General features: G+C 42.9%; 23 protein-coding genes. 21 read left to right on the top strand and 2 right to left on the bottom strand.

Translation table 11 applies throughout. From position 1 onward, the window contains the following. Positions 1–21 precede the first annotated feature (21 nt). Complete coding sequence (locus BQ9856_RS19200) at positions 22–366, bottom strand: hypothetical protein (RefSeq protein ID WP_077612460.1); 345 nt, start codon at positions 364–366, stop codon at positions 22–24. A gap of 325 nt (positions 367–691) precedes the next feature. On the opposite strand from BQ9856_RS19200, the gene BQ9856_RS19195 reads away from it, so the two are divergent. The 5 genes from BQ9856_RS19195 (at position 692) to BQ9856_RS19180 (ending at position 6,906) form a co-directional block, all read left to right on the top strand. Beyond that, positions 692–1,849 carry a glycoside hydrolase family 5 protein gene (locus BQ9856_RS19195; RefSeq protein ID WP_077612459.1) on the top strand — a complete coding sequence of 386 codons (1,158 nt, stop codon included), beginning with the start codon at positions 692–694 and terminating at the stop codon, positions 1,847–1,849. 289 nt (positions 1,850–2,138) lie between these two features. Further along, on the top strand, positions 2,139–2,288 hold the full coding sequence (locus tag BQ9856_RS24635; RefSeq protein WP_159442046.1) for a hypothetical protein: 150 nt from the start codon (positions 2,139–2,141) through the stop codon (positions 2,286–2,288). 117 nt (positions 2,289–2,405) lie between these two features. Next, positions 2,406–3,416, top strand: a complete 1,011-nt coding sequence (locus tag BQ9856_RS19190; protein WP_077612458.1) for a GDSL-type esterase/lipase family protein — start codon at positions 2,406–2,408, stop codon at positions 3,414–3,416. 137 nt (positions 3,417–3,553) lie between these two features. After that, a complete protein-coding gene (locus BQ9856_RS19185; RefSeq protein WP_077612457.1) occupies positions 3,554–4,651 on the top strand; it encodes a hypothetical protein in 1,098 nt (365 codons plus the stop codon). Between the two features lie 335 nt (positions 4,652–4,986). Then, positions 4,987–6,906, top strand: a complete 1,920-nt coding sequence (locus BQ9856_RS19180; RefSeq protein WP_077612456.1) for a BglG family transcription antiterminator — start codon at positions 4,987–4,989, stop codon at positions 6,904–6,906. A gap of 76 nt (positions 6,907–6,982) precedes the next feature. Here BQ9856_RS19180 and BQ9856_RS19175 read toward each other — a convergent pair whose 3' ends face one another. Further along, positions 6,983–8,461: a family 1 glycosylhydrolase gene (locus BQ9856_RS19175; RefSeq protein ID WP_077612455.1), complete on the bottom strand. Its 1,479-nt coding sequence runs from the start codon at positions 8,459–8,461 to the stop codon at positions 6,983–6,985. A 392-nt stretch (positions 8,462–8,853) separates the two neighbouring features. Between BQ9856_RS19175 and BQ9856_RS19170 the strand changes: the two genes are divergently transcribed. The 16 genes from BQ9856_RS19170 (at position 8,854) to BQ9856_RS19090 (ending at position 23,093) form a co-directional block, all read left to right on the top strand. Further along, the gene (locus BQ9856_RS19170; RefSeq protein WP_077612454.1) at positions 8,854–10,164 is read left to right on the top strand and encodes a PTS sugar transporter subunit IIC; all 1,311 of its coding nucleotides are present in this window, start codon (positions 8,854–8,856) and stop codon (positions 10,162–10,164) included. A gap of 268 nt (positions 10,165–10,432) precedes the next feature. Further along, positions 10,433–10,738 carry a PTS lactose/cellobiose transporter subunit IIA gene (locus BQ9856_RS19160; protein WP_077612452.1) on the top strand — a complete coding sequence of 102 codons (306 nt, stop codon included), beginning with the start codon at positions 10,433–10,435 and terminating at the stop codon, positions 10,736–10,738. 22 nt (positions 10,739–10,760) lie between these two features. Next, positions 10,761–11,063 carry a PTS sugar transporter subunit IIB gene (locus BQ9856_RS19155; protein ID WP_077612451.1) on the top strand — a complete coding sequence of 101 codons (303 nt, stop codon included), beginning with the start codon at positions 10,761–10,763 and terminating at the stop codon, positions 11,061–11,063. Between the two features lie 7 nt (positions 11,064–11,070). Beyond that, positions 11,071–11,991: an AEC family transporter gene (locus tag BQ9856_RS19150; protein WP_077612450.1), complete on the top strand. Its 921-nt coding sequence runs from the start codon at positions 11,071–11,073 to the stop codon at positions 11,989–11,991. Between the two features lie 58 nt (positions 11,992–12,049). Beyond that, complete coding sequence (locus tag BQ9856_RS19145; RefSeq protein WP_159442045.1) at positions 12,050–12,970, top strand: AEC family transporter; 921 nt, start codon at positions 12,050–12,052, stop codon at positions 12,968–12,970. Between the two features lie 22 nt (positions 12,971–12,992). Next, positions 12,993–13,199, top strand: a complete 207-nt coding sequence (locus BQ9856_RS19140; protein WP_077612448.1) for a hypothetical protein — start codon at positions 12,993–12,995, stop codon at positions 13,197–13,199. Between the two features lie 89 nt (positions 13,200–13,288). After that, positions 13,289–13,996 carry a GntR family transcriptional regulator gene (locus BQ9856_RS19135; RefSeq protein ID WP_077612447.1) on the top strand — a complete coding sequence of 236 codons (708 nt, stop codon included), beginning with the start codon at positions 13,289–13,291 and terminating at the stop codon, positions 13,994–13,996. 278 nt (positions 13,997–14,274) lie between these two features. Further along, positions 14,275–15,633, top strand: coding sequence for an ABC transporter substrate-binding protein (locus BQ9856_RS19130; protein WP_077612446.1), 1,359 nt, complete (start codon positions 14,275–14,277; stop codon positions 15,631–15,633). A 72-nt stretch (positions 15,634–15,705) separates the two neighbouring features. Beyond that, the gene (locus BQ9856_RS19125; RefSeq protein ID WP_077612445.1) at positions 15,706–16,581 is read left to right on the top strand and encodes a carbohydrate ABC transporter permease; all 876 of its coding nucleotides are present in this window, start codon (positions 15,706–15,708) and stop codon (positions 16,579–16,581) included. 14 nt (positions 16,582–16,595) lie between these two features. Next, entirely contained in the window at positions 16,596–17,435 is an 840-nt protein-coding gene (locus BQ9856_RS19120; RefSeq protein WP_077612444.1) for a carbohydrate ABC transporter permease, read from the top strand. Positions 17,436–17,471: 36 nt separating this feature from the next. After that, entirely contained in the window at positions 17,472–18,365 is an 894-nt protein-coding gene (locus tag BQ9856_RS19115; RefSeq protein WP_077612443.1) for a PfkB family carbohydrate kinase, read from the top strand. Between the two features lie 47 nt (positions 18,366–18,412). Then, positions 18,413–18,658 (top strand): type II toxin-antitoxin system RelB/DinJ family antitoxin, encoded by a 246-nt coding sequence (locus BQ9856_RS19110; RefSeq protein WP_442855548.1) that lies wholly within the window; start codon positions 18,413–18,415, stop codon positions 18,656–18,658. Between the two features lie 246 nt (positions 18,659–18,904). Further along, entirely contained in the window at positions 18,905–19,813 is a 909-nt protein-coding gene (gene nadA / locus BQ9856_RS19105) for a quinolinate synthase NadA (RefSeq protein WP_077612441.1), read from the top strand. 12 nt (positions 19,814–19,825) lie between these two features. Next, positions 19,826–21,133 (top strand): L-aspartate oxidase, encoded by a 1,308-nt coding sequence (locus BQ9856_RS19100; RefSeq protein WP_077612440.1) that lies wholly within the window; start codon positions 19,826–19,828, stop codon positions 21,131–21,133. Further along, positions 21,096–21,953: a carboxylating nicotinate-nucleotide diphosphorylase gene (gene nadC / locus BQ9856_RS19095; protein ID WP_077612437.1), complete on the top strand. Its 858-nt coding sequence runs from the start codon at positions 21,096–21,098 to the stop codon at positions 21,951–21,953. The genes BQ9856_RS19100 and nadC overlap by 38 nt, the downstream gene beginning before the upstream one ends. A 252-nt stretch (positions 21,954–22,205) precedes the next feature. Then, positions 22,206–23,093, top strand: coding sequence for a tyrosine-type recombinase/integrase (locus BQ9856_RS19090; protein ID WP_077613450.1), 888 nt, complete (start codon positions 22,206–22,208; stop codon positions 23,091–23,093). Positions 23,094–23,474: the final 381 nt, after the last annotated feature.

Genomic DNA, 23,474 nt, shown 5'->3' with positions numbered 1-23,474 from the left:
TGTCTGGTCCCCTCGTTACATTCATGGCTCCTTCATCTGGGCTACGATACGGATCGCGTTGGATTGAGGAGGATCGCTTTGGGTGATGTAAGTGGAGAATTCGGCATTGACCAGCATCCCTTTTACGATGATACAAAGACTGATGGATTCTCCAAATTGATTTTCTAAAATGGTTTCCCATCCAACATTCAGTTTAAGGAACTGGCTGAAGATCATGTCATTCTCACCCTGGACCGCATAAGAGATCAGGATATAACCTGTTCTGCTGTTGGGGGTAAATACTTCTTCCACCAGGGCATTGTCAATGCGCATAATGTTATTTCTTTGTGCGGTGGTTACTCTGCTGTCTGTACCGTAATAATTCATATAAAACCTCTGAAATGCATATATTTCTAATTATACTATATGCCGTCCGCGTAAAATATACCAAATAGTTTTGAGTGGAGAGGAACCGGCTGAGGGATAAAAGGGGAAAAGATATCATTTATACGAAAAAACCTATGAATGTATCCATAACTGGTATATAATTGAAATAGATACTTGGAAAGGAGAATGAAGGGGGATTACATATGAATGGCAAAAAGGCTGGCTTTAAACGTTAATGATGGCGTATTTTTCCGAAACAGGTTGTACGCGTCGGCGGAAGTTACTATTTATGTTGTCAGCGGCAGCTGAGGAATGGAGGATCAATATGAAACGATTAAATTTTACAAAAGCAGTATCTCTCTTATTACTTATAACGTTTTTAGTTAACTCACTATTTGTATCTAATGTATTTGCAGCATCATCGGTATCTGATGATAAAACAGCTGCCGAAACAGTTCGTGCTATGGGAATTGGGTGGAATTTAGGAAATACGCTTGAAGCGTGCGGGGATTGGATTGATGGAAGCTCGGTAGAAAACTATGAAACAGCATGGGGAAATCCGGTTACAACGCAGGAAATGATTGACGGTGTCAAAGCCGCAGGCTTTAAATCCATTCGTATTCCGGTAGCCTGGTCGAATCTTATGTCAGCTGATTACACAATTAACAGGGACCTTCTGAATCGTGTTAAAGAAGTAGTTGATTACTGCTCAAATAATGATATGTATGTTATTGTGAATATTCACTGGGATGGCGGTTGGTTTGAAAAATTTGCAACCGATTATGATGGATCTATGAAAAAATATACTTCAATATGGACACAATTAAGCGATTATTTTAAGGATTATCCTAAAAATCTGATTTTTGAATCTCTTAATGAGGAGGGCTGCTGGGATACTATTTGGAACAGATACAGCGGTACATCCGGAGATAATAAAACAAGAGCGTATAATATACTTAATAACATGAATCAGGAATTTGTTAACATTGTCAGGGCATCCGGAGGAAATAATGCATCCCGCTGTCTTCTGATTGCCGGATATGCAACAGATATAGATCTTACATGTGATGACAGCTTTAAAATGCCTAAGGATACTGTAAATGATAAATTAATCGTTTCGGTACATTATTATACCCCTTCTACTTTTACAATTCTTGAGAAGGACGAGAGCTGGGGCAAGTGCGCAAGGACATGGGGAACAGACGAAGAAATTAATCAGGTTAAAACTGACTTTAATAAAATGAAAAAGAAGTTTGCCGATAAAGGAATCCCTGTCATCATAGGTGAATATGGCACCACTACTGTAAATAAGGAGCCGAAAAGTGTAAGGCTTTATCTTTCGACAGTTTGTAAAACTGCCTATGATATGGGATTTTGCCCTATGCTTTGGGATAATGGTACTCATTATTCAAGAAGTGAAAAGAAATTTAAAGATCCTGAACTTGCAGCAATGTATTTAGAATATAAAGATTCTGCCCGATAATGCTTGTTATATTTAAAACGTCTAAATATTAAAAAAATTAAGTCTTGGGGAATAGAACGCCTCAAGGCTTTCTATTTGTCCATTTTCAGGAAGAAAGCAGATATAGGCTGCTTTCCGTTTGGGACGGAATGGGAAAAAGTACTGACATTGGCCAGCGGTTTTTCAAGTATATAGAATTTTTGTTAAAAAGAACACATAAATCTAAATTCATTTATATAATTTTACTATTTTATACAGAATTTGGAAATGGTATGATATATGTATAAATTTTATATAAGGAGGCTTTCCAATGAGAAGGAAAATAGCATTTATGCTGGCTGCCATTATGATTCTGTTTATGGTCTGGCCCTCGGCGGATGTTCATGCCGCCGGGGGCGTAAGAATCCAGTTTTATAATACGGGGAAGGCTGGTACCCGAATCTTAAAACCCATAAAATGATGGCAGATCAGCTTTCAGAACAAATTAAAGAAGATCTGGGCTGGTAAAGAACATAATAAGATATTCCAAGAAGAGCAGGGGACATTTACACGACCAAAGAATAAGGAGGTATTTTCTATGATGAAGAAGAAGAACATAAACGGCAGCGCAATTTTAAAGTTAGCGGCTGTATTATTGGTTGTATTTTTTACGTTTCAAAATACAGCCACTGCTGCTTATGCCGCGGCAGCCAACAGTACCACAAAAATAATGTCCTTAGGGGATTCTATTACAGACTGTGATTTCTGGCGTACACTGCTGTTTAAGAAACTGACCGCTAACGGATATGACGTTAAGTTTGTTGGCTCGCAGGGGACACATGAAGGCCATAGCGGTATGCTTGTTACAGACCTTGCTGCTACTGCAAAATTAGCTGACTGGCTCTCCTCTTCAAACCCTGATATCGTAATGATGCACTTCGGAACAAACGATTGCTGGAGCGGCAAAGGCACTGCCGCAATTCTGAATGCGTACACCGTACTTGTAGATCAAATGAGAGCAAATAACCCAAATATGAAAATTATCGTAGCTCAGATTACACCGTTACACCCGAATGATGACGCCGATTACGAAGCCCGCGTTAAAGACCTTAACACATCGATGGTTGACTGGGCCGAAAAATTATCGACCGGCGAATCCCCCATAACGTTAGTTGACCAATACAGCGGTTATGATACAAGCACCGATACGTATGACGGAGTTCATCCCAATAGTTCCGGCAGCCAGAAAATGTGCGATAAATGGTATGAGACATTAAGTACGATTTTAACGGCTGCATCAGATGTTCCGCCTGTTTCTGATGAAAATTTACAGCTGACAACAGAAATCAATGCATGGTCAGACGGCTATATGATGAATCTGTATATAAAAAATACATCCAGTTCCACAGTAAACGGCTGGAAATTAATTGTAAACAAAGCGGACTTTACTATTTCAAATATCTGGGGCGGAGAAATAACGGAATTGGGAGATACATACATTATTACACCACCTGTCTGGAACCAGACAATCAGCGCAGGAGGGAGCATAAATTTGGGGATCCAGGGCATTGGGACCCCGGTATCCGGCTTTTCCTATATACTGAAATAAACCAAGGTGCCGGTAAAGTCTATCCTGCCGTCGAAATTGAGTCTTTAAATTATAAAGTTTCATATCCATATGGTTTAAAAAGTAGAAATATGGAAACAGATAAGGTATAATTGAAGACAAAAAGGAGGTGGCCAGAGATGAATAAAACCTATATTATGCTGAAGGATACTCCTGTACTTGAGATAGAAGACTATTGCTGCAGAATTTTAGACTACGAACACCTTCCGATTTCTTTACGGTACCGAGAGGTGAATTTTGATGATGTAATGCATGGCTGGACAGAAAACAGGACGATGAATATCGGAAAGACAAATGCTAAAAAATTACTTGCTGGATTCCGGATAAGCCAAAGTAATCCTTATTTAATTGCAAGGTTATTTCATTTTGCTTCCCTCACTGATTGTTACTGGCTGAAAGAGTCCGGGGAGAATCTTACATGGAAACAGATGAATCTGTTCCGCAATCCATTGGAAAAGGCGGTGTCGGCAACTGCGCTCATGGGAGTGAATGGAAGTTTCCGGGAATTGGTACAAAAAGTCCACACTCCGGAGTTAACTGTACAGGGGATGGCGGCCAAAGCGTGGATTCGGGAATCAGATGGCTTGTACTTATATAAAGTTGGTAAAAAAGAGATCGCAGCCAGTAAAATTTTAGATGCCTTAAATATTCCGCATGTGTCCTATTTAGAAGCAGAAGAAGCTGATTTAAGACAGATTGCGGATCAGGAACATATTGATAGAATTTATTTTAGCGGTGAGAAAATTGTAAAGTGTAAAATTATTTCAACAGAAGAAAAGGCGATTGTATCCTGGGAAGATTTCCAGATATACTGTAGTTACCATGATATAAATGAATATGACTATATCAGGCAATCGGATCCGGCTGCTTATTATCAGATGCAGGCAGTTGATTATATTCTTGGAAATGAGGACCGTCATGGCGCTAACTTTGGTTTCTTTATGGATAATCAAACAGGAAGTCTGCTTGGTTTCTATCCTCTTATGGATCATGACCATGCATTTTCAACAGATAAAAATATTCCATCCCAGACATCAGAGTTGGAGGAGAGTTTACAGGAAGCAGCATTTAATGCGATTCGTTCGGTGAATATTGAATTAAGCAATGTATTGGAGATGGAAAAACCGGAAGAGATCACGGATGCAGAATGGGCGGCAACGGTAGAACGTACAAAGGATCTATATATAAGACAACAGTTGATACATGAAAACAGATAGGCAAATTGAATACTTATATTGAAAGAAGGGGCTGCTTAAGGCCCCTTTTTAAATTCCGGCGTTTAACGGAAGAATAGGTATTTTGCGGCTTTCTAAATAAGCAGATGTTTCCGTTCAAAAGCCGGTTACAAAGATCAGGTGGAAAGGATTGCCACCTTGAAATTGGAAAAAAGTTTCATCGAATTAAAAATCAAACTATGATAACATGTAAATATGCATAAAACAATGTGAGGGTAAGTGAGAATATTAAATATAACATACAAAAATTCAGTGCGGAACCTGTATTTTGATCTTTTAATAAAAGGCTCTTACATCTACTTATAGGGGTGAACGATATGGATAAGCGAATGCAGCAGATTATGGACATTTTATCGGACGGAGAATATTATACTGCAGAAACGCTTTCGGAAGAAGTCCGTTTTGGAACAAAGACGATCCGGAATCTGCTGAAGGATATCAATCGTGAAATTGAACCATACGGAGCCTCGGTGCTTTCAAAATATGGAGTGGGGTATTATCTGAAAATTACGGATGAAAAAAAATATGCGGCATTCTGCGGGAAAAAATATAAGAATATGCTGGATGAATATCTGCCCTCTACTTCGGAGGAGAGGATCCAGTATCTGCTTGAATATTTATTTAACAGCCCGACCTACGTTAAGCTGGATGAATTAAGCGATAGCCTGTATATTTCCAAGCGTACATTGACGGCGGATTTAAAGGAAGTAGAGCATTTCCTGAAAAAATACAACATCAGGCTCATACGGAAGCCCAATTATGGCATAAAGCTGGAGGGAAATGAATTTGATGCCAGGTTATGCATTGCTTCCTTTTCAGGAAAACGCCTTCACAAGGGTAATCAGAGCATGGACCAGATTGCGGCCTGTGTATCGGGAGTCCTTGAAAAGAATGATTTCCTTATAACGGGAACAGCCTATCAGAATCTGGTGGTTCATCTTTATATAGCCATCAGCCGCATTATGGAAGGCCATTCTGTGCCCATGCCTGAGGAACCCATGGAAAACAGGAATGACCATTATGAATATCAGATAGCAGAGGCCATTGCGGAGCAGATCGAAGATACGTTTCATATCACTTTTCCTGAAAATGAGGTCGCATATATCGCCATCCATCTGGCCGGAAAAAAGATGGTATTCCATGGAGATGATGAAAGGCCGGGCAGCAACGTGATTATTACGCAGGAAATCAGTGATCTGGTGACTGAGATGCTGGACCGGGTATACGGCCTGTTTAAATTTGACTTTCGGGATGACTTGGAGCTCCGCATGCTCTTAAGCCAGCATCTGGTTCCCTTAAGCGTGCGGATCAGGTATGATATGGACTTAAAGAATCCAATGCTGCGGGATGTGAAGGAAAAATTCTGTTTATCCTATACCATGGCGTGCAGCGCGGTTACCGTTATCAATGAGCACTATGGCGTTTCCCTTTCAGAGGATGAAATTGCGTATTTTGCCTTTGCGTTTGCCCTTGCCCTGGAACGGAAAAAGTCGGAGATCAAGAAGAAAAATGTCCTGCTGGTGTGTTCCTCGGGAAGGGGAAGCGCCCAGCTCCTCCAATATAAATATAAAAGCTCCTTTGGCTCTTATATTAACGAAATTACGGCTTGTGATGTGGGGAGCCTCTATAAAATGGATTTTTCAAAGTATGATTATGTCTTTACCACAGTTCCCATTCCGGTGGCAGTCCCTCTCCCCATTCAGGAGGTGCGCTACTTTCTGGATGACGATGACATCGTAAACGTAAAAAAGGCTCTTGCGGCTGATAAGGTGTCTTCGGTCGGGAATTATTATGAAAGAGAAATGTTTTTGCCCCATTTAAAGTTCAAAAGTAAGGATGAAGTCCTGCGTTTTATGTGCCGGTTCGTGACCGAAAAAAAGCATCTCCCGGAAGAATTTTATGAATCGGTGTTAAAAAGAGAAAAGCTGGCAAAAACAGCATTTGGCAACATGGTGGCAATGCCCCATTGTTATGAAGCCATGAGCGATGAAACCTTTGTGTGCGTGGGCATACTGGATGAACCGGTGGACTGGGGAGACCAGAAGATACGGACCGTTTTTCTGATCTCCATAGCCAATAAAGACCATAACAGCGCGGAGCTGCAGCGTTTTTATCAGATGACGGCGTCTTTTGTGCTGAGCCAGAAGCAGATACAGGATCTGATCCGGAAACAGGATTATGACACCTTTATAAAGGCCATGAGTGAAATAGAAGCCCAGATGCCTCAGGTGTTATAGGCGGCCGGCACATAACAGGGGCTGTACATCTGCAGTTTTTTAACTGCTGATGCCAGCCCCTTCTTTTTTATCTGTCTTATTCCTCGAACAGGCAGGCACCGTTGGTTTCGATCACCTTCTTATACCAGTCAAAGGATTTTTTCTTAAGACGTTTATAAGTGCCTTTTCCGTAATCGTCACAGTCCACATAGATGAAGCCATACCGCTTGGACATCTGCTTGGTGGATTCGGAAACGATATCAATGCATCCCCAGGAGGTATAGCCAAGGCATGTAACCCCATCCTCCTCAATGGCATCCAGGATCGCTTTCATATGTGCCTTGAAATATTCGATGCGGTACGGATCGTCAATGGTTCCATCCTCTTTCACAACATCCTTTGCTCCCAGGCCGTTTTCCACAATGAATAAAGGCTTACGGTAGCGGTCGTACAAATCCACCATGGAGATGCGAAGGCCGGTGGGGTCGATCTGCCAGCCCCAGTCGGAAGCTTTCAGATGCGGGTTTTTAATGGCATTGATGGTATTTCCGGCCGTTACATTTAAGTCTGAAGTGTCTTTTGCGGCACAGGAAGAATGATAGTAGGAGAAGGATACGAAATCCACCGGATATGCTTTCATGATTTCATCATCTCCGCTTTCTTTTTTTATGTGGATGCCGTTATTTTTAAATCTGGCAAGGAGATATGCCGGATATTCTCCAAAGACCTGGGTATCACTGTAACAGTAGGTGCTCCGCATGGTCTGCTGAGCCTCTAAAACATCCTCCGGCTTGCAGGTATAAGGATAATAAGTCAGCTTTGTGAGCATACATCCGACCATGGAGCCGGGAATGATCTCATGACAGATTTTCGTGGCAAGTGCGGAAGCCACAAACTGGTGGTGCATGGCCTGGAAGATCACCTCTTCGAAGTTCTGTTCCGGAAAACGGTCTTCAACGAGCGCACCGGTCGTATAAGGGTGGCGGATCATGGAATCAACTTCGTTGAATGTGAGCCAGTATCTTACTTTATCTTTGTAACGCCTGCAGATGGTTTCAACAAATTTTGTGAAGAAACCGATCACTTCTCTGGAATACCAGCCTTTGTAGTTTAAAACCAGATTTAAGGGCGGTTCGTAGTGTGACATGGTGACCAATGGCTCAATGCCGTATTTATGAAGCTCATCAAATACGTTGTCATAAAATTTAAGTCCCTCTTCGTTGGGCTCGGCGTCATCCGCATTTGGAAAGATCCGCGACCAGGCGATGGACATACGGTAAACCTTGAAGCCCATTTCAGCAAAAAGCCGGATGTCCTCTTTGTAATGATGGTAAAAATCAGAAGCATGCCTTTTGGGATAATATACTTCATCATCCGTTGCAAGCGCTTCTTTGATATCCTTGGTAGTCACTGCATTGTGAGCTTTATAATTGGTGACATCCGTATCGAAATGCGCCCGTGCGCAGTCGGATACGGAAATTCCTTTTCCGCCCTCTTTCCAACCGCCCTCTACCTGATTGGCCGCTGTGGCGCCGCCCCAAAGAAAGCCCTCCGGAAATGCTCTTTTATGCTCCATATTGATTCCTCCTGTTCAAATTAAAAGATAAGATTTTCATGAAACCGATGCACAAATATCATGAAATAATTATAGCAAAACTGATTTTTAAAATCCAAGCACAATTTTTCCAATTTCATGGTGGCGGCTGTTTCCCGGTAATGAGAGAAGAAAAAAGTACCATTATGAAAATGGAAAAAAAGAACATGGAGTTCAAAAACGAATTATGATAACATGTGAATACGCATAAAAGAGCACTGCGAAAACCGGGTTAAAAAGGGATGATGCACAAATAGAACCGGATGCAGCAGTGAATCTCTTTCGGAATGCGTACCAGGTGGGGAGGGTTGAACAAAGCGCTTTCAGCCCAACAGCAATGAAGACCGCGATCAGCGGTGGAGATGGAGGAAAAGATGAAAGACAAATTAATGAATGGCCTGCTTTCCGTGGCAGGCGTAATGCAGACACAAAGACATCTGGCAGCGATCAAGAATGCATTTATGAGCTTACTGCCCATTATTATTATCGGTTCGTTCTGCACACTGTTTTCGAATGTTATCTGCAGCACAACACCAGGTTACTTCAGCCTTGCCAATATTCCGGGACTGGGCTTCCTTGGAAAGCTGAATCCGATGTTCACCGCGGCAAATTACGGGACCATGAATTTTATTGCCATTGGCTGCGTCATTCTGATCGCAATGGAGCTTGGCGAATATTATGGGATCACCGATAAGGCACTTCCGGTCGTTGCATTGGGCGCTTATATTTCACTGTGTGCCTTTACCGCCTCCGGGAAAGCGGCAGACGGAAGCGAAGTGATCGTTACCAATGTACTTTCCAGAATATATACAAATGCCCAGGGCTTATTTGTAGGCATGTTTGCCTCCATTGCGGCTACGGAGCTTTACTGCAGGCTGGTGAAAAGCGGAAAGCTGGAGATCCATATGCCGGACAGCGTACCTTCCAATGTTGCCCGTTCATTCTCCATTTTATTTCCGTCCCTTCTCACGATCATCATAATAGCCGGTGTGGGAATGGCATTTGAAATGATCACGGGCATGACCCTGTTCAATGCAATTACAGCCTTTATTCAGAGGCCATTGTCAAATATACTTACAAGCTTCCCGGGCTATGTTACCCTGATATTCATTACAACGGTTTTGTGGTCGTTTGGTATTCATGGAACCCAGGTTACAAAAGCGGTGTATGAGCCCATCCTGTTAGCGGCTTTTGCGGAAAATGAAGCGGCCTATGCTGCTGGAACGGCCATTCCCAATATCATTTCCACGCCGTTTATGTCCTGCTTTTCCACGGTGACAGGTGCGGGGATCACGGGCGGGCTGATCATTGCGATCATGATATTTTCAAAAAGAGCTGATTACAAGGCAATTGCAAAACTTGCCATTCCATGTGCCCTCTTTAACATTAATGAGCCCCTGATATTCGGCCTTCCCATTGTCATGAACCCGATCATGGCGATTCCGTTTATGATCGCGCCGGCGGTTTCCGCAACCTTTGCCTATGTTATGACAAACATTGGATTTAGCGGAAGAATGGTTGTAAATGCTCCCTGGACAACCCCACCCGGACTTATGGCCTTCTTATGCTCCGGCGGCAATATCGGTGCGGCAGTTACACAGATTCTTTGTATTTTACTTGCATTCCTTATTTATATACCTTTTGTCCTGGCGGCCAACAAACAGCAGGTTGAAACAGAAGAATAAAAAGAATAAAATAACAGCAGGAGGTGATTATGAGTTTGAAAGGCAAATCAATGTTACCGGAAAATCAGATGCAGGACGTTTTTTCAAAAGCCAGAATCATTACTTATATATGGGTTATCCTTTTTCCGCCTTACGGATTATACCGTGTCTGGGGCAAAGGATCACATTTCCGCAGATCAGAAAAATGGGTATGGACGATGATCGTGATCGTTTATCTTATTTGCTTTGTCAAGCTCATAATCACAGGATGAGAGAGAGGAATGTTGAAATGGATATTGAAATGATCGTTATGAAGCTTGTGGTCAACAGCGGAAATGCCAGAAGCACAGCAATTGAAGCCTTACGTGCAGCAAGGGAAGGCAATTTTGAACATGCAGATGAGTTAATGAATGAAGCAGATCAGATGATTCTCCAGTCCCATGAGATACAGACGGAAATGATTCAGAATGAATTGAACGGCAAAAAAGTAGAGGTTGGCCTTTTGATGGTCCATGCCCAGGATCATCTGATGAATGCGATGACGGTTATGGACCTCAGCAAGGAAATGATTGAAATTTTAAAAAAACAAAAATAAAGGATGGAAAGGAAGTTTGTTTATGAGAAATATTGTATTATTCTGTGCGGCAGGCATGTCAACCAGCCTTCTGGTAAACAAGATGAAAGAGGCAGCGGCAAAAGAAAATTATGAGTGTCAGATCCATGCGTATGCTTTGGCAAGTACAAGAGAAAAGGGGGCAGATGCGGATATCATTCTTTTGGGCCCCCAGGTTCGGTTCAGCAAGGCAAAGGTAGAGAAGGACTGCCCGGGAAAGATCATTGAATGCATTGATATGCAGGCTTACGGAACCATGAACGGAGCAAAGGTGATTGCCCAGGTCAAGAAGGCACTGGGAGATTGAGCGTTAGATGCAGACCGTTTTGTTGAAGGCAGGCAGCTTTGTTTTGATCATCCTTGCCGGTTATATCCTTAAGAAAGCGGGCCTGTTTCAGCCTGGAGAGAACAGGACGATCATGAAGCTGATACTCAATGTGACACTTCCGGCAGCCGTAATCACCAGCTTTGCCAATTACGAAAGGGATATGGCTCTGCTTTCTGTTTTCTTCCTCGGATTCATTCTGAATGTCCTTATGGCAGCGGTCGGTTATCTGGCTGCCGGAAAACAGGATAGGGCGGGGAAAGCATTTAACATGATCAATTATTCCGGCTACAACATTGGAACATTTGCCATGCCTTATTTGCAGAGCTTTCTGGGGAATATGGGCACGGTCGTTGCATGCCTGTTTGATTCCGGAAATGCGGTTATGTGCACGGGGGTCACGTTTGCAGTTGCCTCTTCCGTTGCGGGAGAAAAGAACGGACAGGGAATGGCGGGCTTTATGAAGAAGCTGTTTCATTCTGTTCCGTTTGTTACATACCTTTTCATGATCCTCTTTTATGTTGCAGATTTCCGTTTCCCGGCCCCGGTTTATACGGTGACCAGTGCCTTTGCCGGCGGAAATGCCTTTCTGGCCATGTTCATGATAGGGGGAGCATTGGAATTTAGCAGGGACAGGAAAAAATTAAGGTCCGTCATGAAAGTTCTGGCGGTCCGGTATGGGACCGCAGTGTGTCTGGCGGCTGCATTCCGTTATTTTCTGCCATTTTCCCCGGAAATAAAAAGGATCCTGATGATCATTGTATTTGCTCCCATTACGTCAATGGGGGTGATCAATACGGAACGGTTAAATGGCGATATGGAACGGGCAGGAATGATCAACTCCATGTCCATACTCATAAGCCTTGCGGTTATGACAGGTCTTGTGAGCTTTTGGAAACTTGGAGTTTAGAATAAAATTGGAAAAGCGGGTTTTAAAGATCCCGTGCAGATATGAGGAAAAAATGGACTTGGCGTACATTACAGTAAATAAAATTATCGAAATGTTTCTTATCCTGATGATAGGGGCAGCTGCTTTAAAAGCAGGGTTTGCTGACAGCGAAACAAGCAAAAAACTGTCCGCGATTCTGCTGAATGTAATTTCACCGTGTGTGATCATTATGTCCTATCAGATTGATTTTGACAAAGGTCTGATAATAGGACTGGCAGTTACGGCAGGATTATCCGCAGCCAGCTTTTTACTGGCGATCCTGCTTTCCAGGCTTGTGATCAGATCCAAGGGGAATCCGGATATGGCAGTCGAACGGATGTCCATCGTCTATTCCAACTGCGGCTTTATCGGTGTTCCCCTTATCAACGGATTGTTGGGAGCAAAAGGCGTGTTCTTCATGACCGCATATATTACCGTATTCAACATTCTGATCTGGTCCCATGGGATCATGCTCATGAGTGGAAAGGCCGGCAGTCTGATGGATACTGTGAAAAATTTTTTGCATCCATCAACATTTGCGATCGGAGCAGGGATCTTTTTTTTTGTCATTGGATTGCATTTACCGGAAGTAGTGGGAAATTCCCTGTCCATGATCGGTGCTATGAACACGCCGGTCGCAATGCTGATCTCCGGAATGAATCTGGCGGAAAGCGAACTGCTTTCCTGTCTCAAAAATCCCAGAACTTATATGATCAGCTTTGTTAAGCTGGTGGTGATTCCGCTCCTTACATTACTGCTGCTTGCGGCAGCCAGGGCGGACCGTACCATTGCGGTTACAATTTTAACGGCTGCGGCCTGTCCCAGCGGAGCTATGGGAACCATGTTCGCCCTGCAGTATAATAAGGACAGTGGATACGCTTCAAAATTATTGGCAGTTACAACGGCCTTATCATTGTTTACAATCCCTGCCGTCATGCTGGCCGGCAGTGCGGTTTTATAAATAGCAGAAAGGAAGAGGAGAAATGATAATTATCAATACACCATTAAAAGCAGATGTCTTTCAGAAAATCGCGGAAGAAGAGGGGCTTGTTTTCATGAAAAAAGCCGGCATGAAGCTGGAATTTGACAATCCGGCAGGAAATGACGAAGAAATGGCGGCGGCACTCAAGAAAAAATGCAAAGGGAACAGGGAACTTTCGGCCATATATTTTCAGGTAAATGCCGGGTAAAACAGGATTGTGTTTTTTATCAAAAAGTGTTAATATAATGTCATAAGATGTATGATACAAACAAATGAGAGAGTTCAGAAAGGAGAAACATGAATAAGAATTCAATCACCCCTTTGTACCAACAGCTGGCAGATGACATTAAGAAACAGATCATGGAAGGAAAGCTGCAGGAAAATGATAAGCTGATGACAGAGCTGGAATTCAGCCAGGCTTATGATGTCAGCAGGATCACCGTAAGAAAGGCGATCGAGATCCTTGCAGATGAGGGGTATGTGACAAAGCATCAGGGCATTGGAACCTTTGTAGCAGCGAAAAAGCTGAACCGTGTCATGAATAAGCTTTTAAGCTTTACGGAGATGTGTGAAAACGATGGGAAGACTGCATCCACAGAACTGGTTTCCCTGGAATGGACGACTGCTTCTGTTTCCATAAGCCAGTATCTCCATGTAAATGAGAATGATCGCATTTTTAAAATTGTCAGGATCCGCAAGAGCGATAAGGAACCGGTCATGCTGGAAGAAAATTATTTCCCGTCCAAATATTCCTATCTGATGGGAGAGGATTTGACAAGCTCTGTTTACGGGATCCTGCGCAGGCATGGCACCGTTCCGACTCATGCGGTAAAGACTGTGGAAATATGCTTTGCAACAAAAGAAGAAGCGGAGCATCTGCACGTAAAGGAAGGGAAGGCCCTGCTTTTGCATAAGGACCAGGTGATGGATGAGGCTGGAGAGGTCATCCATTACTGTAAATTAATTATCAATCCGGAGCGGTATAAGCTGACAATCCTGACATAATCGAAAAAAGTAAATATTAATAAAAGAAATTGATTCCTTAAATGACGAAGAATTTTAGAAAGTAAAACTTTATTTTCTTAAATTTTCGTCATTTTTACTATGTAAAAAAAGAATAAATTTAAGTTTAAGGATAAAACATACAATAAAATAAAAAAAGCTATTGCAAAATATAACACATCATAATATAATGTATCTAAGTTGTAATAAGATGTATGCATACAACATCATACATAGACGTGACAACTATTTTATGGATACTAGAAAGGAGAGAGTAAATTATGAAAAGAAGTTTAAAAAAAGTAATGTATGCAGGGTTATCCTGTATCATGGCAATGTTCATGACTGCCTGCAGCGGAAATACCTCTGGTTCCTCGTCCCCTTCCTCAGCTCCGGCTGAATCTTCACAGGCGGCTTCCGGAGATACGGCTGCAGCCGCGTCTTCCGGGGACAAGAAGATTATTAAGCTGTTCCACAGATTTCCTGATGATCCATGTAACTCATTCATAGAGAAAAAAGCAGCAGAATATGAAGCGGCTCATCCGGATATCGATATTGAGATCACCAGTGCCCAGAACCAGCCGTATAAAGAAAAGATTAAAGTCGTTGTGGGTTCCGAGGAATGTCCGGATATTTTCTTCAGCTGGGGCGGCGAGTTTTCCGAACGGTTTATCCGCGAAAATCTGATTCTGGATCTGACGCCTTATATGGAAAAAGATGCGGCATGGAAGGATTCTCTTCTGCCCACCCAGATGGTGGAGTATACAACCGGCGACGGAATGATTTACGGAGTCCCGTTCCGCCTGGATGGCAAGCTTTTCTTCTATAATAAGGATATATTTGAGAAAGAAGGCATTGAAATCCCGAAGACATGGGACGAGTTTATAGCCGTATGTGAAAAACTGAAAGCAGACGGGATCACTCCCATTGCGGAAGGAAACCAGGATCAGTGGCCGGCCTGCCATTATGTTGGCACATTAAATCAGATGCTTGTCGCAGATGATGTCAGGGCAAAGGATTATGATCCCAAAACAGGTGAATTCATTGATCCGGGATATGAGAAAGCCCTTGAGTACTATCAGCAGTTGGTACCGTACATGAATGCCGGTGTTAATGGACAGACTCATGATATGGCAAGGCTTGGATTTACACAGGGGCAGACCGCCATGTTGTATGCGGAGCTTGTTGAAATTACAAATGTGAAACAGGAAAATGCGGATTTAAACTGGGGAATGTTCAACTTCCCGGTGGTAGAAGGCGCCGGCAATCCGGATCTTCTGACCGGTTCACCGGAAGGATTCGTTATTTCTTCCAAAACAAAGTATCCGGAAGAGTGTGTTGAATTCTTAAAATGGTTCCTTGGACCGGAAGTGGGTGCAGCACAGGCCGAAGAGGTCGGCTGGTTCAATGCCTCCAAGGGCGTTGATGCGAATCTGAAGGACCAGTCCCTGATCGATGCATATCAGGCAATTTCATCGGCAAAGGAAATGGGACCATGGTTTGACAGCTCCCTGTATTCAACCGTATGCGATACGTACCTGACCGCGATTTCTGATATAACAAACGGAGATGTGACTCCGGCGGAAGCCATGCAGAAGGTGAAAGCAGCGGCAAAAGAAGCACAGTCACTGGTCCAGTAATTTTATAGACGGATATCAGCTTAACAGGGAGCGTGCCACGCTCCCTGTTAATGAAAAAAGGATGGGATTCAGATGAAAAAAAAGAAATTTGCACCATATTTGTATCTATTGCCGGGACTCATTATGGTGCTCGGTTTTGTATACATTCCTATCATCGTTAACTGCATATACAGCTTTTTCCGGTTATCTTCCTACTCTTCCGGCATGAAATTCGTAGGACTCGATAATTTCAGGCGTTTATTTACCAATGAAGTATTTCCGGTCATGATGCGCAACAATGTGTATTATTGTGTGATCTCTCTGGTCGTCCAGGTTGGATTCGGAACGGTCCTTGCCCTTTTACTGGAAAGTAAGCTTACCGGAAAGGCCAGAGGATTTTATCGGAACGTCTATTTTATTCCATCGCTGATTTCGCTGACAGCGGTAGGGCTGATGTTTAACTTTATTTATTCGCCGCAGGTGGGGCTTTTAAATACTTTTTTAAAAAATGCAGGACTTTCCGGTCTTCAGCAGACCTGGCTGGGGGATAAAAGACTGGCTATATTCTGTATTATAGCCATGAGCCAGTGGCAGTTTACCGGTTATATCACACTGCTTATGGTGGTGGCCTTTCAAAATGTGCCGGTTGATTATCTGGAAGCAGCCGTCATTGATGGGGCGGGACCCTTAAAAAGGGCTTTAAGCATATCGCTTCCGCTTGCCAAAGAGCAGCTTCTGGTATGTTCCATCATAACCATCATCGGAGCATTTAAATTATTTACCGAGGTTTATTCAACGACCAGCGGAGGTCCGGGCAATAATTCCCAGGTTCTTGGCCTGTTTCTTTATCAGAACGCATTCCTGCATGATGATATGGGCATGGCAGCCACGACAGGGGTATTGATATTTGCCATAACCGTGACCGCGTCCATCATACAGTTAAAGGTCTCAAGGTCCGGCGAGGTTTAAAGGAGGAATGCAGAATGAAACATTCTAAGAACTCAAACGTTTTTTTATGGAAGATATTGCTGCATAGTTTCCTGATTTTTCTGGTATGCATCATTCTTTTTCCGGTGATGTGGCTCATACTGAACTCATTAAAAACGAATCAGGAAATGTTTTTGAATTCCCTGGCTCTTCCGAAAAAATGGATGTTTACAAACTATATGACGGCATGGAACAAGGGACTTTTCAGCTACTTTCAGAATTCCATCCTGGTCAGTGCAGTTTCCCTGTTTTTCATTCTGCTCATCAGTTCCTTTCTGGCCTATGGACTGACCAGGTTTCAGCTTCCGGGCAGCAATTTTATCTTTATTCTGGTACTGGGAGGCATGGCCTTATCCGAGCAGGTCGCTTTGGTCCCTCTCTATAAGATCCTGCAGTCATTTAAGCTTTATAATACCCAGTGGGCCATTATTCTGCCGTATGTGGCTTTCCGGATTCCATTTACCATGTTCCTGCTCCGGTCTTATTTTATCTCGATCCCAAGGGAATTGGAGGAAGCGGCCATCGTGGACGGCTGCAACAGCCTGCAGCGCTTTTTCCTGATCATCGTTCCCATCAGCAAGCCGGTTCTGGCTTCCTGCGCAATTGTAAATTTAAATTTTGTATGGAACGAATTCCTGTTTGCCAATGTATTCCTGGAAAGCAAATCCATCATGACCATTCCGCTGGGACTCATGGCATTTCAGGGGGATTTGAAGTCGGATTATGTAGTTATGCTGGCCGGCATACTGATTGCCTCTGTTCCCATGGTGCTTTTGTTCCTGTGTATGCAGAAACAGTTTGTACGGGGACTCACACAAGGGGCCATAAAGGGCTGAAATTATGGGAAAATAACGAAAAAGGAGTGAGGAACTATGATCAGAGTGTTGGGTTTGGGAGATAACGTGGTGGACAAATACATGCATATCCTGACCATGTATCCGGGAGGGAATGCTTTAAACTTTGCAGTCTATGCGAAAATGTTCGGGTATGAATCGGCATATTTGGGTAATTTCGGGGATGACAAAGAGGCAGAGCATGTATATGAGACCATTTCATCGCTGGGGCTTGATGTTTCCAGATGCCGCTTCCTGAAAGGGGAAAACGGCGCCGCCAAAGTAAAGATCGTGGATGGAGACAGAGTATTTCTTGGAAGCAACAAAGGAGGGATATCCAATCAGCATCCTCTGGAACTGACCAATATGGATAAGAATTATATATCCGGCTATGACATCGTACATACCAGCATCTTCAGCCATATCGAGACCCAGCTTCCCCTGATCCGGGAAGCAGCCTCTTTTGTTTCCATGGATTTTTCAAATTATGCTTCTTCCGAATACTTAAAGGAGAATTGTCCTTACATTGACTGTGCCTGTATATCCTGTGGGGAGGATATGCCTGAGGCAGAGATACGAAATCAGATAGAAGCCATCCTTTCTTATGGCTGCAGGCATATTGTCATAGCAACCAGGGGGGCAAAGGGGGCATTTGTTTCTGTCGGCGGAAACGTTTATAAACAGTCGCCGTGCCTGGTGGCAGCAAGAGACACCATGGGTGCCGGGGATTCCTTTATCACCTGTTTTTTGGTCAGCTATGTGGATGGAATAAAATATGCAGTTGATTTCCCCGAAAATTCCAGGGAATTTGGCATTACCACGGCAGAAGAATATAAAGACCTGACCGTGAGGACAAGTCTTTATAAGGCAGCTGTTTATTCTTCCCGGAACTGCCAGAAGGATGGTTCCTTTGGATTCGGAAAAGAATTTTAAATGTTCATGATTTTGAGGAGAACGTGCAATACACTGGAATGGTAAATTTGAATATCCGTATTGATGATGAAATAAAAAAACAGAGTGAAATGATATTTGCAGAGCTTGGTATGAATACAAGCACAGCAATCAATATTTTTTTAAAACAGGTGATTCGTTCGAATGGAATTCCGTTTGCCTTGCAGGCAGGTCCATTTTATTCAGTTGAAAATGAGTCACATTTAATAGCTGCGAGAGAGCGGATGGAAAAAGGCGGAGGAAAGGTTCATGATATCATAGAGGCAGATGAATGATAAAGGTATGCTTTTCTAGTACGAATCCGAACAGTGATATGAAAAAGAATGGGATAGCGATCACCACAGAGGAGAATAATGAGAGGGTGAGAATATCCTGATAGACAGGCACGCCGCGTGCTTACTTTATGGGTAAGCGTCGCGGCGTATTTATTTTATTTAAGAAAATCAGTATTTACAACTGTCTTGTCATATGTAAATGCATGTGCTATAATTTGCAGTATCCTGTGTAAGGAGGACGATAAAATGGAGGATATAAATAAAAAGATAGAAAAACTAAAAAAAGAAAAGGATGCAGTCATTTTAGCTCATTATTATACCGATGACCGGATCCAGGCTCTTGCGGATTATGTTGGGGACTCCTACTACTTAAGTAAAATAGCGACGGAGGTTCCTCAAAATGTCATTATATTCTGCGGAGTTTCCTTTATGGGTGAGAGTGCGAAGATACTGAATCCGGAAAAGACCGTGATCATGGCTGACAGTTATGCGGATTGTCCCATGGCCCATATGGCGGATGAAGACAAGATCATGGAGGTAAGGGAAAAATATCCGGCTGCTGCTGTTGTGTGCTATATCAATTCTACCGCTGAGATCAAGGCCGCGTCCGATGTATGTGTGACATCATCCAATGCAGTAAAGATAGTGAAAGCTTTGCCCAATCATGATATTTATTTTATTCCGGATGGGAATCTGGGAAGATATGTCGCAAATATGGTCCCCGAAAAGAATATTATTCTGAGTAACGGTTTTTGCCATGTTCACACCAGTATTAAGCGTTCAGAGGTAGAAAAAGCAAAAAGGCTTCATCCGGAGGCTCTGGTTCTGGCTCATCCGGAATGCACCTTCGATGTTCTTGAAATAGCGGATTATGTCGGAAGCACCTCCGGAATCATTGATTTTGCTGCCAAAAGTGACGGAAAGGTATTTATCATCTGCACGGAAATGGGTATCTTATATGAGCTGCAATTAAAAAATCCGGATAAAAAATTCTATTCTGTCGGGCATCGTCAGTTTTGCCCGAATATGAAGCGGATTACCCCTCAAAAGGTATTGGAGCAATTGGAAAACTTAAATAATACTGTGGAACTCAATGAAGACTTATATAGGAAAGCAAACAGAGCCTTGGACCGGATGCTTGCTTTGGCAGAATAAGAGGTGGTCAGAATGAAGACTGATATTGTTATTGTTGGAACCGGAGTCGCCGGATTATACTGCGCGCTTCATTTGCCTGAGGATAAAACGGTCCGGCTTATTACGAAAAGCTCCGTGGAAATGAGTGATTCTTTTCTGGCTCAGGGAGGGATCTGTGTCTTAAAGAATGAAGAGGATTATAACAGCTTCTTTGAAGATACCATGAGGGCCGGACATTATGAGAATAACCGGGCATCCGTCCGGCAGATGATACAGAAATCACCGGAGATTATTAAAGATTTGATCTCACTGGGGGTAGAATTTGAAACAAAGGACGGAAAATTACGTTACACCAAAGAAGGCGCTCATTCCTTTGCGAGAATCGTATATCACAAAGACTTAACAGGGCAGGAGATCACGAGTAAGCTGCTTAAGCAGGTAAAAAGGAAAAAGAACATTACGGTCATGGAGTATACGGAAATGATTGACCTGATCTGCAGTCAAAACCGCTGTGGCGGAGTCATTATCCGGTCAGGGGATGGGGGGATTGCGAGGCTGGATGCTGACTATACGGTACTCGCTACCGGCGGAATAGGCGGCTTATTTAAGAATTCTACCAATTATCCTCACCTGACCGGGGATTCCCTGGCATTGGCGGCCCGGTATGCAATTCCTGTTCAGAATATCAATTATATCCAGATTCATCCGACTACGCTTTATTCTTCAAAGCCCGGAAGGCGGTTCCTGATTTCAGAATCTGTGAGGGGGGAGGGTGCTTATCTTCTTAATGCGGAAAAGGAGCGCTTCGTTGACGAACTGCTGCCAAGAGATGTTCTGACGCAGAAAATCCTTCAGCAGATGAAGGAGGAGGGGAGCAGCCATGTATGGCTTTCCGCCGTACATTTAGGCAGTGACAGGATAAGAAAACGATTTCCGAATATCTATGAACGCTGTCTGGAAGAAGGGATCGATATGACCAGGGAATGCATTCCCGTTACGCCGGCCCAGCACTATTTCATGGGAGGCATTGCGGTAGATTTACAAAGTAAAACCTCCATGGAGCATCTGTATGCGGTAGGGGAAACAAGCTGCAACGGAGTGCACGGTGCAAACCGCCTGGCCAGCAATTCCCTGCTGGAAAGTCTGGTATTTGCGAAGGAAGCGGCAGCGCATATTACGGCCACTTATGAAAAGAACGAATGGATACCGTCCATGATCAATTTATCCGGGTATGAGAATTATGAGCAGATACAAAAGAAGAACAGAGAAACCGTATTAAAGGAAATAGAAAGGACTGACCGGAATGAACAACCAAATAACCTTCAGTTTAAATGTGGATGATTTATTATTGCAGGCATTGCGGGAAGATATAACCAGTGAAGATGTCACGACCAATGCCATACTTCACGATAAGAAAACCGGGCGTGTGGAACTTTTATGTAAGCAGGATGGAGTGATAGCAGGGCTGGACATATTTTACCGTGTGTTCCTTCTCCTGGACCCGTCTGCCACCATGCAGGCTTATGCTTCGGATGGGGATCAGGTTTCAAAAGGAGAACTTCTTGCAGAGCTTACGGCAGATGCGAGGGCGCTGTTATCCGGAGAGAGAACCGCATTAAATTATCTGCAGAGAATGAGCGGAATCGCTACTTATACCCACAGGATTTCTGACAGACTCAAAGGCAGCAAGACGAAATTGCTGGATACCCGGAAAACCACTCCGAATATGAGGATTTTTGAAAAATATGCAGTAAAAGCAGGCGGGGGATATAATCACCGCTATAACCTTTCCGATGGAATTCTTCTAAAGGATAATCATATCGCGGCAGCAGGAGGAGTGAAAAATGCGGTCCGGTCAGCCAGAGAATATGCTCCTTTCGTCCGTAAAATTGAGGTTGAGGTGGAAAATCTGGAAATGGTAAAAGAAGCTCTGGAAGCAGGTGCCGATATCATCATGCTGGATAATATGGACGCCGCAAACATGCGCCGGGCGGTAGAACTGATCGGGAATAAAGCGGAGACAGAATGCTCAGGCAATGTAACGGAGGAACGGATTGCAGAGCTGATGGAAATCGGGGTGGATTATATTTCCTGCGGGGCATTGACCCACTCCGCGCCGATTCTCGACTTATCCTTAAAAAATCTAAATATCATTGGTTAATAAACTTTCAAAATAGAACTTTATTTTCTTGATTTTTCGTCATTTTTACTATGCAAAAATAATTTAAGGATAAAACTTACAATAAAATAAAAAAACTGGAAATCATTTTTTCCTCTGTAAAGCCGGAGCAATTGGCTGCCTGAATCATCAAAGTGGCTTAATTATTGTATAATGTGATAAGCTATTCCGATAATATATATGTCAGCTTTTTTAAATCTGGCATTTGGCCAATAGGAGAATATGGAGGAAAAAATGAAAAAAAATCATAATTCAGTAAGAACGATAACAGAATATGCAATAGAAGAATACTGCAAATGGCTGTACTGCCAGGAAAAGAGCCAGGTGACCATTCAAAAATACCGGTATTATCTGGAACAATTCAGACTGTATCTTGAAGGAAAGAGCATAAGCAAAGAGTCGGTAATTTTATGGAAAGCCGCGCTGCGCAAAAAGTTTTCACCGGTAACGGCGAATGGTGCATTAGCTGCAGTCAATGGATTTTTTAAGTACAATGGCTGGCTGGATTGCACGGTAAAATTTTTTAAGATCAGCTGCAATGTGTTTTGTGCGGAGCAAAAGGAGCTCTCCAAGGAAGAGTATAAAATGCTGGTCAGAGCGGCAAAAGAAAACAAAAATGAACGCCTGGTATTGATCTTACAGACGATCTGCTCCAGCGGAATCCGCGTTTCCGAGCTGCCGTTTATTACTGTTGAAGCGGTAAGGAATGGTATGGCAGAAGTTGAATGCAAGGGAAGGATCCGTTCTGTTTTTCTGACCGGTCAATTATGTGATTTATTGAAAAAATACGCAAAGGAACGGAATATTATGTCCGGTATGATATTTGTAACCCGGAACGGTAAGGCGCTTGACAGAAGCAATATCTGGCGCGAGATGAAAGCACTGGGCGGTTTGGCCGGGGTTGCAGAAGAAAAGATCTTTCCTCATAACCTTCGACATTTGTTTGCCAGAACGTTCTACATGATGGAGAAGGATCTATCGAGGCTTGCAGATATATTGGGACACAGTGATGTGAATACTACCCGTATTTATACCAGAGAAAGCGGACATGCGCATTTAAAAATATTAGAGAAATTAGATTTATTAGTCATACATTACAACGGAATACCTCTTTTGTTGTAAAAACATGTCGAATCTATTTCATAATATACTACATATTTTTTATAAAGTCTACATTTTTTTGAAAAAAAAGTTTTAAATATACAAATTTATTATTTTTGGATATTGCAAGCAGGCCGGATTTGTGAAAAATCTTCCGGCCTATTTGTAATGTCCTTCTTTTTTTCTGGGAAGGACATTTCTCTGTTAAATTTTAATGTTTTTACAACAAAAGAGGTATTCTGTTGTAACCAGTTGTAAAAAGGTTCTTTTAACAGGCAGAACAGCCATATGAAATGAAAGGCATGAGGGGAGAAAATGAATGGAATTTTGGGAAATGCCGTATTAACCGGCATGAGTGGCTTGGTTGGTTATTTTATACCGGATTTATCGCATTCTTTTGCC

This window comes from Clostridium sp. Marseille-P2415, assembly GCF_900155545.1.
GTDB lineage: Bacteria > Bacillota > Clostridia > Lachnospirales > Lachnospiraceae > Lacrimispora.
The sequence above is the reverse complement of the archived record's forward strand: the minus strand, read 5'-3'. Positions and strand labels throughout refer to the sequence as shown.